At 68.5% G+C, this 14,683-nt stretch carries 15 protein-coding genes; 6 read left to right on the top strand and 9 right to left on the bottom strand.

Annotated elements, in window-relative coordinates:
* Nucleotides 1-158: 158 nt before the first annotated feature.
* Nucleotides 159-728: a GNAT family N-acetyltransferase gene (locus tag OHA21_RS17960; RefSeq protein ID WP_328475197.1), complete on the bottom strand. Its 570-nt coding sequence runs from the start codon at nt 726-728 to the stop codon at nt 159-161.
* Entirely contained in the window at nt 725-2,191 is a 1,467-nt protein-coding gene (locus tag OHA21_RS17955; RefSeq protein ID WP_328475196.1) for a hypothetical protein, read from the bottom strand. The genes OHA21_RS17960 and OHA21_RS17955 overlap by 4 nt, the downstream gene beginning before the upstream one ends.
* Before the next feature lie 418 nt (nt 2,192-2,609).
* Here OHA21_RS17955 and OHA21_RS17950 point away from each other — a divergent pair, with 418 nt between their 5' ends.
* Complete coding sequence (locus OHA21_RS17950; protein ID WP_328466306.1) at nt 2,610-3,827, top strand: ISAs1 family transposase; 1,218 nt, start codon at nt 2,610-2,612, stop codon at nt 3,825-3,827.
* A gap of 160 nt (nt 3,828-3,987) precedes the next feature.
* Nucleotides 3,988-4,119, top strand: a complete 132-nt coding sequence (locus OHA21_RS17945; protein ID WP_328475195.1) for a hypothetical protein — start codon at nt 3,988-3,990, stop codon at nt 4,117-4,119.
* A gap of 121 nt (nt 4,120-4,240) precedes the next feature.
* Here the strand turns inward: OHA21_RS17945 and OHA21_RS17940 are convergent, their stop codons facing one another.
* A complete protein-coding gene (locus OHA21_RS17940) occupies nt 4,241-4,405 on the bottom strand; it encodes a hypothetical protein (protein ID WP_328475194.1) in 165 nt (54 codons plus the stop codon).
* A 136-nt stretch (nt 4,406-4,541) separates the two neighbouring features.
* Here OHA21_RS17940 and OHA21_RS17935 point away from each other — a divergent pair, with 136 nt between their 5' ends.
* Nucleotides 4,542-6,290, top strand: a complete 1,749-nt coding sequence (locus OHA21_RS17935; protein ID WP_328475193.1) for a tetratricopeptide repeat protein — start codon at nt 4,542-4,544, stop codon at nt 6,288-6,290.
* Here OHA21_RS17935 and OHA21_RS17930 read toward each other — a convergent pair.
* Nucleotides 6,287-6,649: a winged helix-turn-helix transcriptional regulator gene (locus OHA21_RS17930; protein WP_328475192.1), complete on the bottom strand. Its 363-nt coding sequence runs from the start codon at nt 6,647-6,649 to the stop codon at nt 6,287-6,289. The two genes, OHA21_RS17935 and OHA21_RS17930, sit on opposite strands and share 4 nt — an antisense overlap.
* Nucleotides 6,650-6,749: 100 nt before the next feature.
* On the opposite strand from OHA21_RS17930, the gene OHA21_RS17925 reads away from it, so the two are divergent.
* Complete coding sequence (locus OHA21_RS17925) at nt 6,750-7,385, top strand: NAD(P)-dependent oxidoreductase (protein ID WP_328475191.1); 636 nt, start codon at nt 6,750-6,752, stop codon at nt 7,383-7,385.
* Entirely contained in the window at nt 7,385-7,828 is a 444-nt protein-coding gene (locus OHA21_RS17920; protein ID WP_328475190.1) for a nitroreductase/quinone reductase family protein, read from the top strand. The genes OHA21_RS17925 and OHA21_RS17920 overlap by 1 nt, the downstream gene beginning before the upstream one ends.
* On the opposite strand, the gene OHA21_RS17915 is transcribed toward OHA21_RS17920, so the two are convergent.
* Nucleotides 7,796-8,755 (bottom strand): quinone oxidoreductase family protein, encoded by a 960-nt coding sequence (locus OHA21_RS17915; protein WP_328475189.1) that lies wholly within the window; start codon nt 8,753-8,755, stop codon nt 7,796-7,798. The two genes, OHA21_RS17920 and OHA21_RS17915, sit on opposite strands and share 33 nt — an antisense overlap.
* Entirely contained in the window at nt 8,755-8,964 is a 210-nt protein-coding gene (locus OHA21_RS17910) for a hypothetical protein (protein WP_328475188.1), read from the bottom strand. Before OHA21_RS17910 ends, OHA21_RS17915 begins: the two co-directional genes overlap by 1 nt.
* A 65-nt stretch (nt 8,965-9,029) precedes the next feature.
* On the opposite strand from OHA21_RS17910, the gene OHA21_RS17905 reads away from it, so the two are divergent.
* Entirely contained in the window at nt 9,030-9,656 is a 627-nt protein-coding gene (locus tag OHA21_RS17905) for a TetR/AcrR family transcriptional regulator C-terminal domain-containing protein (RefSeq protein WP_328475187.1), read from the top strand.
* A gap of 9 nt (nt 9,657-9,665) precedes the next feature.
* On the opposite strand, the gene OHA21_RS17900 is transcribed toward OHA21_RS17905, so the two are convergent.
* The 3 genes from OHA21_RS17900 to OHA21_RS17890 are packed head-to-tail and all read right to left on the bottom strand — an operon-like array spanning nt 9,666 to nt 14,512.
* Nucleotides 9,666-10,409, bottom strand: a complete 744-nt coding sequence (locus OHA21_RS17900) for a hypothetical protein (RefSeq protein WP_328475186.1) — start codon at nt 10,407-10,409, stop codon at nt 9,666-9,668.
* Between the two features lie 26 nt (nt 10,410-10,435).
* Nucleotides 10,436-11,230 carry an SAM-dependent methyltransferase gene (locus tag OHA21_RS17895; protein WP_328475185.1) on the bottom strand — a complete coding sequence of 265 codons (795 nt, stop codon included), beginning with the start codon at nt 11,228-11,230 and terminating at the stop codon, nt 10,436-10,438.
* A gap of 57 nt (nt 11,231-11,287) precedes the next feature.
* Complete coding sequence (locus OHA21_RS17890) at nt 11,288-14,512, bottom strand: GH92 family glycosyl hydrolase (protein ID WP_328475184.1); 3,225 nt, start codon at nt 14,510-14,512, stop codon at nt 11,288-11,290.
* Between the last annotated feature and the right edge of the window lie 171 nt (nt 14,513-14,683).

Here is a 14,683-nt window from a genome sequence, read left to right as displayed (position 1 = left end):
GCTGGCGAAAGCCGCGCCGTCCCGACCGCTATCGTGCGGGCGCCGTGGCGCCCGGGAAGCCGGTTCGATATGGGCGTACCGGTGCGAACGCGGGTCGGGGCTTGCTGCGGCCACGAACCTCTGCCGGCGGCCCATGACGCCGGCTACCTCGAGCCGGATCAGCGCGGCTTCAGCGCCGGCGCGAGGTCCTTGAGCATCGCGTCATAGACGGGAGCGTCGGCGAAGGGCTGCAACTCGCCGATCTTGCGCCAGCCCCATGTCTCGTACGCCGTTCGCGCCGCCACATTCGAAGGATTGACCAGTAGCGCCGCACGCCGCTCAGGGCGTGCCTCCAGCAGTTGGTCGTGCAGCACCTTGGCGTAACCGCGCCGCCGATATTTCTGTCGGACCATCATGTAGGTGACTGCGAAAGTGCGCGTCCCGTCCTCGGCGATCAGAGACGGATCCACTGGCGTGGTGAGGCCTTTCCACCAGGTCGCATTCTCGGGCAGCCGGTAGCCGAGGGCGTATCCGACCAGGTAGCCCGTAATTCGTCCCTCCACAAGGGCATAGCCCTTGGCCGAGGCGTACCCTTCGATTCGCTCCCAGTGCCGCTGATCGGACAGGAACGGGTCGGACAGTTTGTCCTCGTACGCGTCGCGATAAACATCGATCAGGTCTGCCTTGTCGCGAGCCGTCGCGGATCTGCCGCCCACTTCGATCTCCAGCGGTGGATGCAAGCCTGTCACCCCTTCGGATCCTTTGCGGCGTCATAGCGCGACACGAACAGTTCGACTTCGGCCATCTTCCGGTAGGGAGCAAGTGCGTCGGCGACGCCGTCCAATTCGGTCGACACGATCGAACTCGCCACGTCGTTGCTGAGTTCGCCCAGGGCCGTTGTTGCGGAGCGGGCCGCATCGGTGATGGAGTTCAGTTCTAGTTGGCTGCTGGCGAGCCTGACCCGATAGAGCGCCCTGTTACGCACGAACTTCGGCCCGTGCCGAGCTATCGCCGACTCAAGAGTCCGCACGGCGCGGTGGGCTATGCGCCGGTCGTTCCTGCCTCGGGCAAGATGGAGCAGGCGCGTCCCTTCGATCCCGTCGATCTCGGCTGACGTGACGAACTCGCACCATGGCAGAGCCGGCTTTTCTGCTTCGCGGTCGAGGCGACGGCGCGCTTCCGTAACAGCGTTCTTACTCGAAGTGTCATCGCCCATCAGGGCAAAAGCCGTTGCCTTTCTGAGGTTCAACACGACGCCGACTTTCGGCGCAGCGTCCTTCGACGCTCTCTCGGCCGCTTCGGCGAATCGCAGCGCTTGGCGGGGCATGCCCAGGAAGTTGCTCTGCAGCGCGAGGTTGCAAAGGGCATGTACTTCCAGAGCAGCGTCACCTACCTGTCGTGCCAGAGACAGGGCCTCATTGAAGCTGGTTCGAGCGACATCATGCTGTCCGCTGTCCATGGCGAGCCATCCGGCACACATTTCTGCCCGGCCGATGGCCTGTTGAAGAAGGGTCCCGACGGCGTGGCTGTATTGCCCCTTCTCCAGTTTCTGGTGTCCTTCCTGGGCGACGCTCAATGCCGCTCGCCACAAGCTGTTCCCACCGTGCAGGGCGCACAGATTGCGTAGACGGGAGGATTCCCGGTCGAGTCGCTCCACGTCTGCCACGCCGATTCGCCAGCCACTTGTCGGGCCTGCCTTCAGTGCGCCGCCCAAGCTGGACGCCAACATCACGCCGATGCCGATTGCGCTTCTGCGTTGCATCTTTTCGTGACCTTCTTCCGCAGGCGTAGACAACGTCGTGTTGCCGGCATCTGGCGGGCGGCTGTGGTCCGGGAGGTCGGCCAACAGTTGAGCAACGCTGCACTCGTAGAGTTCCGCGAGCCGGGTGAGCGATTGCAGGGAAGGCGCGTGTCCACCGTTTGGCCATACTTCCCAGGTCGAGATTACTTTTCCGGACTTCGCGTCGTCCGGCCACCTGGTACACCACTCTTCGGCAACGCGCGCTTGGCTCCAGCCGCGAGCGTAGCGGAACGCAATCCGTGCGTTCACGCGATAGCGAGCGCGGAACACGTCGGCGATCTCTCCGGTGGTCCGGCCCTGTGACATCAGCGCACGCGCGATATGAGCGCGTTCCTGCCTGCGGCTCTGGAACCGTGCGGCCGGCCCGGTCGTGTCGATCTGTGGCCACTCGGTGGCGGCGCCTTCCCCCACAGCGCCCCCTTCGGACTCCGGTGATGCATTGCTGTCCCGGCGATGGGACGAATTTACTCCGGCCATGGCCGCCTTTGAAGTGCACGTGATGGATGAGCGCGCCAGAACATCCCGGTTCAACCGGGAGCTTCCTTGGAAGCTCCTGATCGCACAGGGTGTTCATTCTGAGCCGCCTTCACCACCATGTTTGACATGTAGCGCGGTGGTCCCTTTGTCGATCTCGGCAATCACTTGATTGCTCTGGACTGCAGCTGACGGGAGACCGAGATCAGGGCCGTTGCATAGTCTGATGGCACGGCTCTGACCTCGGGGTTCGCGGGTTGAGTGGCCTCTGTGGAGGCGAAGAGGACGGGTGAGATCACGTCAGTGATCATGAAGTTCTCTACGCCCCATAACGCCCCGAGGACCTCACCCGCCAATGGCATCATCTCTCATTGCTGCACTGACTGTCACGACACCTTCCGCCGATGCCCTACCCGCCCCGATCACTGAAAGTGAGCGGGGCGGTCTGCTGGCTGTCCTGGCGAAGGTTCCCGATCCACGGGATCCGCGGGGGATCCGGTACCCGCTGACCGCGGTTCTGGCCGTAGCGGTCTGCGCCGTCATGGCCGGCGCGTCGTCGTTCGCCGCGATCAGCGATTGGTTGCAAGACCTCGACGGACACGGCCGGGTCCGGCTCGGGTTCACCGATGCCGTCCCGGCCGGCACGACCGTATGGCGGTTGCTGATCCGGCTGGACGCGCAGCTGCTGGCCGGTGTTCTCGCCGGCTGGCTGCGCACCCGAGCCTGCCCGCCGGATCCTGCCGCCGTCACGCGCAGATACCGGCGGGTGATCGCGGTCGACGGCAAGACCCTGCGCGGCGCCCGGCATGACGACGGCCGTCAGATCCACCTGCTGTCCGCCCTGGACACCGGCACCGGAATCGTGCTGGCCCAGGTCACCGTCGATGCCAAGAGCAACGAGATTCCGGCGTTCGCGCCGCTGCTCGACGCCGTCGAGCAGGTCCTGGGCAGCCTGACCGGGGCACTGTTCATCGCCGACGCCCTGCACACCCAGACCGGTCACGCCGACGAGGTCGCCCGGCGCGGCGCTCACCTGCTGGTCCAGGTGAAGGCGAACCAGCCGACCTTGTTCAAGCAGCTCAAGCGCCTTCCTTGGGCGCAGATCCCGGTCGGGGACCGCACTCGCGACCGCGGCCACGGCCGCCGCGAGACCCGCACCGTCAAAGCCGTCACCGTCCACCTGCCCGGCGGCATCGCGTTTCCGCATGCCGCACAAGCCATCCGGATCACCCGCACCCGTGTCGTCGCAGGCCGGACCAGCCGCGAGACCGCCTACCTGACCATCTCGCTGCCCGCCGGCCACGCCACCGCCCGCGATCTGCAGACCTGGATCCGCCGTCATTGGCATATCGAGAACCGGCTCCATCACGTCCGCGACACCACGTTCCGTGAGGACCAGCACCAAGCCCGCACCGGGAACGGACCCGCCGTCATCGCGACGCTGCGTAACACCGCGATCGGCTGGCACCGAGCCACCGGTGCTGCCAACATCGCCCGCGCTACCCGCTATGCCAATCGGCGCTCACACGACCTGATCACCGCCGTGACCAGCTGCTACCCGACAACGCAATGACCCTGAGACCGAGATGGACAGCAATACTTATTACGCAACGTCGGCCGACTCTCAGTTGAGCCGTGCGCAGGCCACGCTTGATGAGCACGTGACATGCAGCGCGACCGGTCTCTGCCTCGCCTGCGGTACGCCGGGACCATGCTGGCGGCGAGAGGGCGCGGTGGCGATCTTCTCGCGCAGCCTGCGGCTGCCGCAGCGCCGGCCCGGAGCGAGCCGGCCGGCGTTGCTCGGCGCGGTGCGGGCCGGCGCGCAGTGGTTCCCTGCGACGAGGCCGCGGCAGGAGCCGATCTGACTTCCGTCACCGAACCGAGTGGCGGGGAGGCTGGCGGGCGTGACAGGTGCTTCCTTCGGACGCTGGTCACGCCCGTCCGGCCTGATCGTGTGATGACGCTTGAAGGGCAGCGCTTGGCTGGTCATCGCTGGTTGCGGTCGCGGCGGGTGCCGCGCCACGTGACGAACAGGGTGCTGGCTACGCCGGTGACGGCGGCGAGGGCGGCGGGGCCGGCGGTTGCGTAAACCGCGGCGCAGACGGCGAGCAGGAGGAGCAGGCCGCACAGCTCCATCAGTTTCAGGTTCATACGAGCACTACAGCGGCCGGGCGGCGCGGCCACCCCATGGGACGGACGAACCCGAACGAACCCGTTTGCGAGCGTACGGGCGGCGAAGGAAGCCGTAGCATCGGAGGTCCTCACCGAAGGACACCGAAGGGCGCCGATGGCACAGGACGAACGCGCTGAGGAGTCGGGTGACTACGCCCGGGAACTCGCCCGGTTCGCCGCTGACCTCACCACGCTGCGTATTGAGCAAGGCAATCCGTCGTTGACGGATATCAGCCGGCGGGCGCCCGGCTCGCGGTCGCTGTCGCCGTCCGCGATCAGTGAGGCGCTCGGTGGGCGGCGGCTGCCGGGCATCGACTTTTTGATGGCGCTGGTGAAGACGCTGCTGCTTCTCGGTGAGCACCGGCCGCCGGCCGAGGACGATCCGCGGCTCGACCGGTGGCGGCAGCGGTGGCGGGAGCTGCAGCGCCTGAAGACCGACGAGCGCAGATCCCGGCTGGCGGCTCCGCCGGCGGCGACTCCCGCCTCGGAGCAGGATCCGCTGCGGTGTTTCGTCGCGATGCCGGGCGAAAGCATGGGAGCGGCGGCGTGGGACGACATTCCGGCGATTCGGAAGCAGCTGTTGGAGCCGGTTGCGCGCGCTATCGGCGTACTGATCGGCCGTGACGTGAAGTTGATCCTGGAGAAGGAGAAGACCCGGCCGGGAGTGATCCACAGCTCGATGTTCGGGGAGGCGCGGGATGCTGAGCTCTACATCGCCGATCTGACCGGCGCGAACCCGAACGTCTACCTGGAGCTCGGGGTGCGCTGGGCGACCCGTGACAACGTGACGATCGTGATCTGCCAGGACCTTGATGAGGTCAAGTTCAATCCCCGCGTGGTTCGGGTGATCCCGTACAGCAGGGACGCCGTGGAGGAGTCGATCCAGCGGATCGCGGAGGCGGCTGCTGACGGCCTGGAGAACGCGGAGCATGTGGACAGTCCGGTCCGTCACGCCGCTCCGGCGGTGACGCTGTCGCGCGCCGAGCTGGACTCCATGCGCCAGGAGCGCGCGGACATGACCGCCGAGCTGGCCCGGTTGCGCGAGCAGTTGGCCGAGGATCTGCTGGAGGCGGCGCACAGCACCACCAGTTCCCGCCGTAAGGTGCTGCTTCTCGAACTCGCCGTGGACCGCAATCCGGCCAGCTGGCAGGCGCACTACGAGCTGGGGTCGATCTTTCGCCGGGAGGGCCGGCACCACGAGGCCGTCCAGGCGCTGCGGTTCGCGACCGAGCTGCGGCCCGGTCACGCGCCGGCCTGGCGGGAGCTCGGCACCGCGCTGGGCAAGATTCCCGGGTCGGCGCAGGAGGCGACCGTGGCGTTCGAGCGGGCGCTGGAACTCGACGACCGTGACGCCGAGACCTGGGCCACCCAGGGTGGTCTGTTGCGCCGGATGGCCCGGTCGAGGACGTCCGGAACCCTGGATCAGGAGCTGCTCGATCGGGCGCTCACCTGTTACCGGCGGGCGGCGGAGCTGTCGCCGAACAACCTCTATCCGCTGATGAACGAGGCGCGGATCATGCTGCTGCTCGCCGGGCTGCGGCGCACCGGCACCGCGGCGATCCGGGACCGGCTCGGGCAGCTGGAGCACCTGGCGCGGTTCGCTGCGTACAACGACAGCGCGGACCCGTGGGTCGCGTTCGACCTGGCGGACACGCTGATCCTGACCGGACGGTCCGAGGAGGGGCTGGCCGAATTGCGGCGGGCGGCGGCGCTGTGCCCGGCTGAGGAACGGACCGCCACGCTCAAGACCGTGGCCGAGCCGATGAACGACCTGCTGGCGGTCGCGGAGGTGCTCGATCCCGAGGTGGCCGCCGCGGTCCGCGCCGCCGTCGAGACCTGCAAGAACCTGGCCTTCCTGGACTAGCCGGTCGAGGCTTCGCGGGCGTCGAGGAGTTCCTCCCAGTGCTCCCGGCTCCAGGCGCAGACGGCGTCCATCGGCTCGAGCAGGCTGCGACCGAGGAGGGTCAGGTCGTACTCGACGCGGCGTACCCCATCGGGGTAAGTGGTGCGCTGGACCAGGCCGTCGCGTTCGAGCGCGCGCAACGACTTGGTGAGCGCTTTCGCGGTGATACCGCGCAGCGGGATCCGCAGCTCGGAGAAGCGGCGGGGCCCGTGCTCCAGACAGCGGATGATCATGCCAGCCCATTTGTCGCCGATGCGGATCGGCGAGAGGCCGGACGGGCAGACCGGATCGAACATGTCGGGGTCCAGTGGCGCGGTCACGGCCCCACGGTAACTGGTATCCGATCGGTAACCATGCCGCCGGATACGGTCCTCCGCGGTGGCCGGCGAAGCGCGCCGGCCGAGGCGAGCGGGGGATCGGATGGGCAGCATTGTGGTGTTCGGTGCGGGCGGCCGGGCCGGGCGGGCAGCCGTTGCTGAGGCACGCCGGCGTGGTCACCAGGTCACTGCTGTGGTGCGGGAACCGGACAAGTACGCCGCCCTCCCGGGCGAGGGCGTGCGGCTGGTGGCCGGTGACGTGACCGACAGGGACAGCGTCGCCCGGGTCGCCGCTGGGCATGATGCGGCGATCAGCGCGGTGTACGACGCCGGCGCTGAACCCGCCGCCTTCTTCACCAGCGCCTCCCAAGCCCTGCTCAGCGGGCTGCCGCAGGGGGGTGTGGGGCGGCTGCTGGTGGTCGGCCTGGCGTCGGTGCTGCCGGACGCCTCCGGGGTGGCGTTGATGGACACGCCGGGATATCCGCAGGAGTACCGCTCGTTCTATCTCGCGCACGCCGCCGGGGCGCAGGTGCTGGGCACGGCGGGCAGCGACCTCGACTGGCTGATCGTCAGCCCGGCCGGCGACTTCGACCACGACGGGGAACACAGCGGGAGATACCGTACGGCTGCAGCTGACGCGGCGAGTCGCATCTCGTACCCCGATTTTGCGGTGGTGTTGGTCGACGAAGTCGACGCCCCCAAGCATCACCGGATGCATCTCGGCGTCGAGGGGTGCTGATGGTTTCCGACAGCCCGAACGCCTGGGTGGCCGAGCACATCCGCCGTTTCGTGGCGACCGGCGGCAATGCCCGGCCCGGCATGAACGACCTGCTGCTGACCACCCGGGGCCGTAGGTCGGGCAAGTCGCGCCGCACCGCGCTGGTCTACGTGCGAGACGGCGACCGCTACGTGGTGGCCGCCTCCAACGCCGGAGCGGACCGGCATCCCTTCTGGTATCTCAACCTGCTGGCCGATCCCCGGGTTGCTGTGCAGATCGGCGCCGAGACCTTCGCCGCGACGGCGCGGACCGCCACCGGGCAGGAGCGATCGCGGCTGTGGGAACTGATGGTTGCGGCGATGCCGTCCTATGAGGAGTACCGGAAGGCGACCAGCCGGGAGATTCCGGTGGTGATACTCACCGCGGCCGGCTCAGGGCACCACGACGAGCCGGCTGCCCCGTAGATCGGTGCGCTGCCAGGCGGTCTCGATGTCGCTGAGCGGGACCTTCACCACGTCGAAGGTCAGCTCGCCGGACTGCGCCCACGTGACGACCTGCTGGTAGACCTCCTGCATGGTCTCTGGGCCGAGTCCTCTGGCCGCGCCGTAGATCTCGACCCCGGAGGTGCGCAGGCTCTCCGCGGCGAGCGTGAGCGCGCCGCCGGCGGATTCGCCGACCTGAACCAGCCGGGTCGGTTTCGGGAACGCGAAGGTCTGCGGGACCAGCGCCCGCAGCAGGATCTCGGTGGGCCGGCCCCAGAGGAAGTCCAGCACGATGTCGTAGCCATCTCCTTGGGAGTCCATGTACGCCTGGGTCAGCGCTTCGTCCGGCACGGCGGTGTTGATCACCGCGTCGGCGCCGAGGGCCTGCACCTCCCGCAGTTGGTCGTCGTCGCGGCCGGTCGCGACGATCCGGCCGGCGCCGAGCAGCCGGGCCACCTTCACCGCGAGTCGTCCCGCGACCCCGGTGGCGCCCTGCACGAGCACGGTCTCGCCGGGCACGAAACCGGCGGCAGTCCTGATCGACATGCCGGTGATCGCCGTGCCGAGGACTGTCGCGATCGCCGGATCGATTCCCTCCGGGACCGGCACGTACGCGCCCCGGGGCACCACGGTCCTCTCGGCGAGCGCGCCGTAGGGCCGGCGTGGGTTGCCGAACCCGACCAGGGTGCCGTCCGGCAGCGCGCCGATGCCGTCGAAGGCGGGAATCGCCGGCAGTTGGGCGGTGTACTGCCGGCTCGCGTAGTGCGTGCCGGCCGCGATGCGCTTGTCGACGGTCTCGACCGCGACCGCCTTCACGTCGATGATCACTTCGTCGTCGCCGGCCACGGGATCCGGGAAGTCCTCGTAGCAAGGGATGCCGCCGATCTCGTGCAGCACTGCCGCCTTCATCACAGCTCCCGGCCGAAGAGCGCCGCGATCCGTCGCTGCCAGGCCGGCAGGAACCGGGGACGGCGGTCGGCCGAGTGGTTCCACCGGCGGTTCGGCGAGCCGTGTGCCGCGCCGCGGCGGTGGACTGCCGTGCCCTGGTGGCCGGCCGGGCGTTCGGCGTGCGCGGGGACGCCGGGAATGCGATGGGTCGCCCAATGCAACATCATCATCTCCATCTCTCTATCACCGATAGAGAGAATCTAGCACTGATAGAGTGCCGGCGGGAGGTGCCGCATTGGCGCTGGACAGAAACCGGATCGTCGCTGAGGCCGTCGCGCTGCTGGACGCCGAGGGCCTCGACGGCGTGACGACACGCAAACTCGCTGCACGGCTCGGCGTGCAGTCGCCGACCCTCTACTGGCACCTGCCGAACAAGGCGGCGCTGGTCACCGCGATCGCCGACGCGATCCTCGACCAGGAGTTCGGCGAGATGTCACCGCCCACGCCGGACCAACCCTGGCAGGACTGGTTGCGAGACCTGGCCGAACGGCTGCGCCGCGCGCTGCTCGCCCACCCGGACGGCGCCCGGGTCATCTCCACCGCTCAGCTGTCCGTCACCATGGCAGCGATGTCCGAACTCGCCATGAGCACGCTGGTGGCACGCGGCATCCCGCTGCGGCAGGCCCGCGTGATCGTCCTGACCGTCGAGCGTTTCACGGTCGGCCACGTCCTCGAGGAACAGACGCCCCGCCCGGACGCGCAGGCGCTGAAGACCTTCGACATGGCCGCGTTCACCGAGCAGCACCCGACCGTGGTCAACGCCATCGCCGAGTACTTCCGGCCCGGCCGCACCGTGGACGACCTGTTCCGCGACTGCCTGGAGGTCGTCTTCAAGGGCGCTGCGGTCACCGCCGGAGAGTGATGTTCCGCGTCAGCCCGCCAGGAGGCTGCGGATCCCGTCCGGCACGTCCGCAACCTCGGTTGCGGCGGGCTTGTCGACCTTGACGGCTTGGCCGAAGCCGGCGAACTCGGCGGTGCTCGCATAGGTCGGCAGCGTGACGGTGAGCGAGGTCAGATAGCCCTCGGCATCGACTGACGCCTCGTACGGCACGGACTGTGCCGTGCCGCCGTTGCCCTCCAGCTGCTCGGTCGTCGCCGGCAGTAGGCCCCGCGACACCCCGGCCGGCGCCTCGGCGAGGTCCAGTTTGCCGGTGAAGGCGCCCTCGCCGGTGCTCGTCGCGGACGTCATCGCCGCCGACAGGCCCTTGAGCCCGGCCGGGTCGAACGGGTCGCCCAGATGCACCAGCGACGCAGTCGCGAACTCCGACGTCGGGAACGGGATGAACTTCGTCGGGTCGAGGTTCGGCAGGTACGTCTTGCCGAGCGTCATCCACGCGTCGGCGCCGACCACCCGGATCTTGGACTCGGTGGTCTCGCCGTCGGCTTTCGTCGTGGCCGTCAGGGCCAGCACCTTCGCGGCCGGGTCGGTGTCGCCGTCGACCTCGACGTTGGGGGCGCTCAACGTCACATGCGCCGGTACCCCGGCGGTCTTGGCAGCGGCGGCACGGACCTGGGTGAGCGGGTCACCGGCGGGCGCCTCCGAGGAGGCGCCACCGCCGGAGTCGCAGCCCGCCGCGAGGGCCAGCACCGCGACGAGCATCCATCGACGAATCATGATCCGGAATGTTACGGCAGGCCGGGTCAGGGCTTGCGGGCCACCGCCCCGTACGCGTCCAGCCACTCGGCCTCGCCGTCCGGACGCCATTGCGGGATCTGCACCAGGCCCGGCTCGACCAGCTCCAGGCCGTCGAACAGGCTGCCGATCTCGTCGGGGCTGCGCAGGATGTACGGCACGCCGCCGCTCTGCGCCAGCCGCTCGGCGCCCTCCACCACCGACGGCGTGGTGTTCGTGCCGTCCCACAACACCAGGTAGCTGCCCGGGGACGTCGCTTCCAGCACCCGGTTGACCAGGGACGAGACGACCTTCAGGTCCGGCTCGTAGCCCATGACGCCCATGAACATGACGCCGACCGGCTGGGAGAAGTCGAGCAGCTTGCGCGCCTCGGTGAGGATCCGCTCCGGATCGTGGTAGTCGGCCTGCACATGCATGGTCCGGCCGGTGTCGGTGGTCTGCGCCATCAGCGCGCGGGCGTGCACCATCACGAGCGGGTCGTTGTCCACATAGACGATCCGGGAGTCCGGCGCCACGGACTGGGCCACCTCGTGGGTGTTCTGCATGGTCGGCAGGCCGGTGCCGATGTCGAGGAACTGCCGGATGCCGGCCTCGGCCGCCAGGTAGCGCACGACGCGGATGAGGAACTCGCGGGACTGCTTCGCCATGAGGACGATCTCGGGGTAGACCTGGGCGACCGCGTCCCCGGCGGCCCGGTCGGCGGCGAAGTTGTCCTTGCCACCCATCCAGTAATTCCAAATGCGTGCTGCATGTGGAATGTCGGGCTGAAGCTGGGCTGCGGTCTCGTCATCCGTGGGCACCATGCGCACGTTCTACGGGAAGCGGGATCGAAGCGCAAGCACTGAGCACTGTGGACGATTTCAGCCGAGCAGTTGCCATTCGGCGAGTTGGGTCATCGGGGCGCCGTGGTTGGCGGTGATCTGCAGGCGGTGTTGCTGGTAGGCGCCGGGGTTGCCCGGGATGACGAAGGCTCGGGTCTGCCGCCGGTGGGCGAAGTCGATGTTGCTGCGGGTGTCCAAGGTGGTCCACGTGGTGCCGTCAGGCGAGCCCTGCAGGGTCCAGGCCCGCGAGTCGCGTTCGGGGGCGTCGTTGCCCGACGTGAGGGTGTACTGCTTGATGGCGGCCGCGCCGGTGAGGCGGTTGGTCAGGGTGGCGGTGCCGGCCATGGTGAGCCACTTGGTGGCCGAGGTGTCGTCGGTCAGCGCGGCCTTGGTCTCGGTGGGCGGGTTCTCGCCGGTGACGGTCAGGGTGCCGCCGGTGGCGCGGTCGGTGAGCTGCGCGGGGCGGGCGGTGCCGGTGGTCAGTGAAGGCGGCAGGTCGGCGGTGGCGCTGCCCCACGAGGACGGGTTGGGGCCCATCACGAAGTCGAGGGTGCCGCCGGCGAGCAGGTCGGCGTGGGTGAGGTAGTTCTTCGTGTAGGCGACGCCGTTGAGGCGGACGCTCTGCACGTAGCGGTTGGTGTCGCTGACGCCGGGCGCGGCGACGGTGAAGGTGCGGCCGTTCTCCAGGGTCACGGTGGCCCGCGGGTGCAGCGGGGCGCCGATCGTGTAGTCGGTGCTGCCCATTCGCGCCGGGTAGAAGCCGAGGGCGCCGAAGACGTACCAGGCTGACATCTGGCCGTTGTCCTCGTCGCCGAGGTAGCCGGGGCCGGGGCCGTACTGGGTGGTCAGCACGTGGCGTACCCGGTCCTGGGTCTTGGACGGGGTGCCGGCGTAGTTGTACATCCAGAGCATGTGGTGGATCGGCTCGTTGGAGTGCGCGTACTGGCCCATGTCGGCGTCGTAGGCTTCGCGCATCTCGTGGATGACGCCGCCGTAGCAGCCGGGCAGGTAGTCACGGGACGCCGCGAACACCGAGTCGATCTTCGCGGCGAGTTGGGCGCGGCCGCCGTACAGATTGGCCATGCCCTGCGGGTCGTGCGGCGCGGGGGTGGCGTAGTGCCAGGGCGCGCCCTCGGTGAATTCGCAGCCCCACAGGTGCGGTTTGAAGTCGGCGTCGCTGGTGCGCCAGTTGCCGTTGCTCTGTCTGCCGCGGAAGAACCCGACGGTGGGGGAGTAGAGGTTGGCGTAGTCCAGGGACCGATTGCGGAAGTAGGCGGCGTCCTCGCTGTTGCCGAGGGCGGCGGCCAGCTGCGCGATACCGAAGTCGTTGGTGGCGTCCTCGAGGGTCCAGGCCGCCGATTCGCCCGCGACGCCGGTGGGCACGTAACCCTTGAACAGCGAGACTTGGTTACCGATGCGACCGTCGCGGGTGGCGGGCGCCCAGACGGTCGCGTTCTTCACCATGGAGGCGTACGCCGCCTGGTAGTCGAAGTTGCGGACGCCTTTGAGGTACGCGTCGGCGAACGCCAGGTCCTGGTTGCTGCCGACCATCAGGCCGACGCTGTGCGGCCCGGACCAGCGCGGTGTCCAGCCGCTCTGCTGGTACGCGTTGACGAACCCGTCCAGCATCTCGCCGGTCTTCGTCGGGGTGAGCAGCGTGTACAGCGGCCAGGCGGCCCGGGAGGTGTCCCAGAAGCCGTTGTTGACATACATCTGCCCGTCGTGGACCTGGTTGTCGTAGGGGCTGTGGTGCCGGCGCACCCCGCCGGCCATCTCCGAGCGGTTGTTGGGATACATGAACGCGCGGTACAGGTTGGAGTAGAAAGTGATCAGCCGGTTGGTGTTGGCGCCCTCGATCCGGACGCTGCCGAGGCGGCTGTCCCAGAGGGCGGCGGCTTCCTCGCGTACCGTGTCCAGGTTCTTGTCGCCGACCTCCTGCGCGAGATTCGCGCGGGCCTGGGCCACGCTGATGAAGCTGGTGGCGATGCGCAGCGTGACCTGCTCATTGGCGCCGGTGGCGAACCGGATCCAGCTGGTGGCGCCCTGCCCGGTGATGGTGCCGGAGGCGGCGATCGCCTTGTCCACGGTGGCGTGCACGAACATCCGCTGACCACGGTGGGTGATCTCGCCGGAGATGGTGCGGGCCGCGGTGTCGACGGCGAGGGTTCCGCCGGCGCTGTCGACGGTGTCGAAAAGGATCACCGCTTCGCTGGTGGCGGGGAACGCGAAGCGCATCACTCCGGCATGGTCGGTGGGCGCGATTTCAGCGGTGATGGCGTACGTGTCGAGCCGTGTCTTGTAGTAGTGGGCCTTGGCGACCTCGTTGGCGTGACTGAACGTGGATTGCCGCGCGTCGGGGGTGGATTTGACGGCGCCGGTCATCGGCATGATCTGCAATTGGGCGTAGTCGGCGATCCACGGGCTGGGCTCGTGGCTGATCCCGAAGCCCTGCACGGTGGTGTCGTCCCACTCGTACAGCCAGTTGTCGCTGTTGCCGTTCGTGATCGGCGTCCAGAAGTTGAAGCCGTGCGGCACGGTCGCGCCGGGGAAGGTGTTGCCGAGCGAGTACCCGCTGTTGGAGTCGGAGCCGCGCCGGGTCTCGACGTAGTCGCTGAGCCGCAGCGCGGGGGCGTCCTGGCGGATCTCGAGGTCGTCGAGGTAGCCGCGGAACACCCCGGTGTTGGCCGGCTGGTCGTAACCGATCAGGATCCGGTCGATCGTCTTTCCGGCGGTGTAGGCGCCGATCGCCGAGGTGATGTGGTTCCAGGTGTTGAAGGTGAGCACGGATCCGTTGCCCTGGAAGGTGGGGTGCAGCCGGATGCCGTGCTGGTCGACGGCGCCGGAGTCACGCAGGTAGGTGCCGTCGGTGAAGGCCAGGTCGACGGCGACGTCGAGGTGCCCGCCGGACTGCGGGTACAGCCAGTAGGACAGTGAGCTGGTCGCGGTCACCGGCAGGTCGACGTCGAGGATGCGCTGGTAGGAGTACGACTGGGTGGTGCTCTGATCGGTGCCGGAGTACATCAGGGCGGCCGTGCCGGACCGGGCGGTCTCGGTGCGTACGCCGCTTTCCATGCCGGTCAGCGCGCAGCAGTAGCCGCCGACTCCGGCGCTCGTCTCGGCGGTGTTCGTCCAGGTCGGCTGGGGTTGCCCGGCCTCGAATCCGGTGCTGAAGTCGCCGGGTGCGGCGGCTGCCGGGGTGGCCGGCAGGACGGCCAGCAGGCCGCTGAGCAGGGTGGTTACGCCGATCAGGGCCCGGATTCTCATGTGCCGCTCCAGCGCATTCGAGATCATCGATGCACGTACGCTCGCAGGCCCGTCTCCCGGCCGTCAACGGTTTGCGGTTCCGGAACCTCAGGCGCGCGAAGCTGACCGAAAGAGATCAATGCCGATCGGATAATGCTGCAAATCAGAATAGGGGTATCTGTCGCCCGCTAA

The organism is Actinoplanes sp. NBC_00393 (assembly GCF_036053395.1).
In the GTDB taxonomy this organism is placed as follows: Bacteria; Actinomycetota; Actinomycetes; order Mycobacteriales; family Micromonosporaceae; genus Actinoplanes.
This window is presented reverse-complemented; position numbering and strand designations above follow the sequence as displayed.

Coding starts and splice junctions, on each gene's coding strand:
- OHA21_RS17940 (WP_328475194.1), bottom strand. CDS start 4,405: ATGAACCTGAAACTGATGGAGCTGTGCGGCCTGCTCCTCCTGCTCGCC.
- OHA21_RS17900 (WP_328475186.1), bottom strand. CDS start 10,409: ATGATTCGTCGATGGATGCTCGTCGCGGTGCTGGCCCTCGCGGCGGGC.
- OHA21_RS17890 (WP_328475184.1), bottom strand. CDS start 14,512: ATGAGAATCCGGGCCCTGATCGGCGTAACCACCCTGCTCAGCGGCCTG.
- OHA21_RS17895 (WP_328475185.1), bottom strand. CDS start 11,230: ATGGTGCCCACGGATGACGAGACCGCAGCCCAGCTTCAGCCCGACATT.
- OHA21_RS17950 (WP_328466306.1), top strand. CDS start 2,610: ATGGCATCATCTCTCATTGCTGCACTGACTGTCACGACACCTTCCGCC.
- OHA21_RS17920 (WP_328475190.1), top strand. CDS start 7,385: ATGGTTTCCGACAGCCCGAACGCCTGGGTGGCCGAGCACATCCGCCGT.
- OHA21_RS17925 (WP_328475191.1), top strand. CDS start 6,750: ATGGGCAGCATTGTGGTGTTCGGTGCGGGCGGCCGGGCCGGGCGGGCA.
- OHA21_RS17935 (WP_328475193.1), top strand. CDS start 4,542: ATGGCACAGGACGAACGCGCTGAGGAGTCGGGTGACTACGCCCGGGAA.
- OHA21_RS17915 (WP_328475189.1), bottom strand. CDS start 8,755: ATGAAGGCGGCAGTGCTGCACGAGATCGGCGGCATCCCTTGCTACGAG.
- OHA21_RS17910 (WP_328475188.1), bottom strand. CDS start 8,964: ATGATGATGTTGCATTGGGCGACCCATCGCATTCCCGGCGTCCCCGCG.